A 2,166-nucleotide genomic window follows, 5' to 3' on the forward strand; every position below is an offset into this window, starting at 1 on the left:
GGCCGCTGTACGCGTCCGCCAGGTGCCATCAGGACAAGAAGGAAACAGACCATGGGCGCGGCCTGGGGGGAAGGCCGTCGCCGAGCCATGTTGGTGTGCACGCCTGTCGTCCCCAACAGGGCGGACACACCGGGGCCACTCCGAGTAATGGCCCGTCCTGGGTGACCTGCCGCTACGCCGGTGCGGCGGACTTCTCGGGCGTCGTCGTCGCAGGGACGCGATGCAGCCCCTTGCCGTCGTACCAGCCGAGCACGCCGAAGCCGAACAGGGCGGCCGCCACGAGGCCGACGGCCATCATGACCGAGCCGCGAGTTAGACCTGCGTCGCCTTGAGCGTCGCAGTGGAGGATCGAGCGGATCCCGCCGGTGATCTGCCGGAGAGGCTCGACCTTCGCGAGGGAGCGGTAGAAGCCGGGCAGTGCCTCGATGGGGGTGGTGGCGCCGACCGTGGGTACCGCCATTCCGATGAACACCAGCGTGACCACCAGCATGCTGGGCGTGCCGAAGACGGCGAGGAGGGTGAGGGTGCCGGTCCCGGTGACGGCAATGGCACACACCGAGTACAGCCACAGCAGGAGCAGGTGGGTGGAGTTCATCCCCATGATGCCGACCGCGCCGGCCAGGACCAGGGTGCCCAGCAGCAGAGACAGTACGACCATGAGGGTGCTGCTGATGGCGAGGGTCTGGACCCTGGTCGCTCGGATCAGCGGGCGGTGCAGGCGCCGTTCTTGTCCCCGTCGGCGGTGGACGTCTTGATCGACTCGGCGATCCGAGCCCCGAGGTCGACCTGATTGCCGCCGGCAGAGGCCCCCTTGTCCGCATTGCCAGGCCGACCGGCAGCTCCTTCGCAGGACACAGAAGGGGTGACTGCCACTCATGACGTACGTGTCTCTCGGTCGGGCGACGCGGACCGCTTCGCCGGAAGCCGCCAGCCGCCGGTGACTTGCTTGACGGGTTTGTGAGGGAAGCGGCGTCGGGCATACTCCTGCGCGTGGGAGCCCGGCAGGACGTACAGGGTCTCCTGCTTCTCCTGGAGCGGACGCAGCACGGTGTCCATGAAGGTCCTGCGGTCGTCCAGGTACGGCCCCAGGACATCCTCGCCAGCGGGGCAGACAGCAACGTAGTAGCCCGACTTGTAGCCGGGCGGCGAGGACAGGCTCTGCCACATGGAGGCACTCTCGGAATCGCTGACCCGCGAGCGGTAGTCGGCCGCGTCCTCGCTGTCGGCCACGGTCTGCGCCCAGTCGGTGAACCCGCTCATGAACTCCCGGTAGTTGTGCGTGGTGCAGGCCAGCCCGTCGAAGGCGCCGTCCTTGTGGATGGCGCCGACCGGGCAGGCCGCGACGCACAACCTGCAGTCGATACAAGGGTTGTAGTCCAGCGCCTGCCCGTACGCGCTCACCTCCGCGTCCACCAGGACTGTGACCAGCAGGCGAAAACGGCATCCAGCTTGACCGGAGGATGCCTCCGGTTTACTGTGTGAACAGCTCGGAGGTAGCCTCCGCTTTCGATCGGCCCGCTGGACCGGAAAATCACAGGAGGATGCGTGAACGCCAGGGGACAACAAGAGCGCAAACCCCGTGCCGACGTGCAGCGCAATCGCGCGGCCCTCCTGGAGGCCGCCCAGCGCCACTTCCTGCGGGACGGAATCGGTACGTCACTGGAAGCGGTCGCCAAGGAGGCGGGCGTCGGACCGGGGACGCTGTACCGGCACTTCCCCACCCGCGAGGCCCTGCTGGCGGCCGTACTCCAGTCCCGCACCGAGGAACTCCAGGCCCGCCGCGAGGACATCACCGGCATCGACGACGCCGGCACGGCATTGACGCAGTGGCTGCGCGCCATGGAGGACTACCTCAGCGCCTACAGCGGACTGCCGGAACCCCTCATGGCGGCAACCCGGGCACAGGACCCGGACAACCCGCTCACCGTCCCCTGTGACGAGCTCATCGCCACGACCGACGGGTACGTGCGAGCCGCACAGAGCACCGGGTACGTACGTGCCTCCGCAACGGGCTACGACCTGTTCCTCGCGGCCTGCTCGATCGCCTGGATCAAGGGCACCGGCGCAGCGGGAGAATCGCTCGACCGACTGCGAGCACTCGTCGCCGACGGATACCGCGAGCCGGACGACCACGACTAACGGTCGGCAACTCACTCAAGGCCGGAG

General features: G+C 68.1%; 2 protein-coding genes and 1 pseudogene. 1 reads left to right on the plus strand and 2 read right to left on the minus strand.

Going from position 1 to position 2,166, the window contains the following annotated elements; genetic code table 11:
• Positions 1–172: 172 nt before the first annotated feature.
• On the minus strand, positions 173–877 hold the full coding sequence (locus tag ABZ453_RS51075; RefSeq protein ID WP_359026909.1) for a DUF3533 domain-containing protein: 705 nt from the start codon (positions 875–877) through the stop codon (positions 173–175).
• A pseudogene (locus ABZ453_RS51080) lies at positions 874–1,431 on the minus strand (4Fe-4S binding protein); the annotation flags it as partial. The pseudogene ABZ453_RS51080 and the gene ABZ453_RS51075, both read right to left, overlap by 4 nt.
• 114 nt (positions 1,432–1,545) lie before the next feature.
• Between ABZ453_RS51080 and ABZ453_RS51085 the strand changes: the two are divergent.
• Positions 1,546–2,139, plus strand: coding sequence for a TetR/AcrR family transcriptional regulator (locus ABZ453_RS51085; RefSeq protein WP_359026911.1), 594 nt, complete (start codon positions 1,546–1,548; stop codon positions 2,137–2,139).
• The last annotated feature ends 27 nt before the right edge of the window (positions 2,140–2,166 follow it).

It is taken from the genome of Streptomyces sp. NPDC005799 (assembly GCF_040630525.1).
In the GTDB taxonomy this organism is placed as follows: domain Bacteria; phylum Actinomycetota; class Actinomycetes; order Streptomycetales; family Streptomycetaceae; genus Streptomyces; species Streptomyces griseorubiginosus_B.

What these genes read in the sequence shown, in the direction of transcription:
- ABZ453_RS51075 (WP_359026909.1), bottom strand. Translation starts at nt 877, where the DNA reads ATGAGTGGCAGTCACCCCTTCTGTGTCCTGCGAAGGAGCTGCCGGTCG.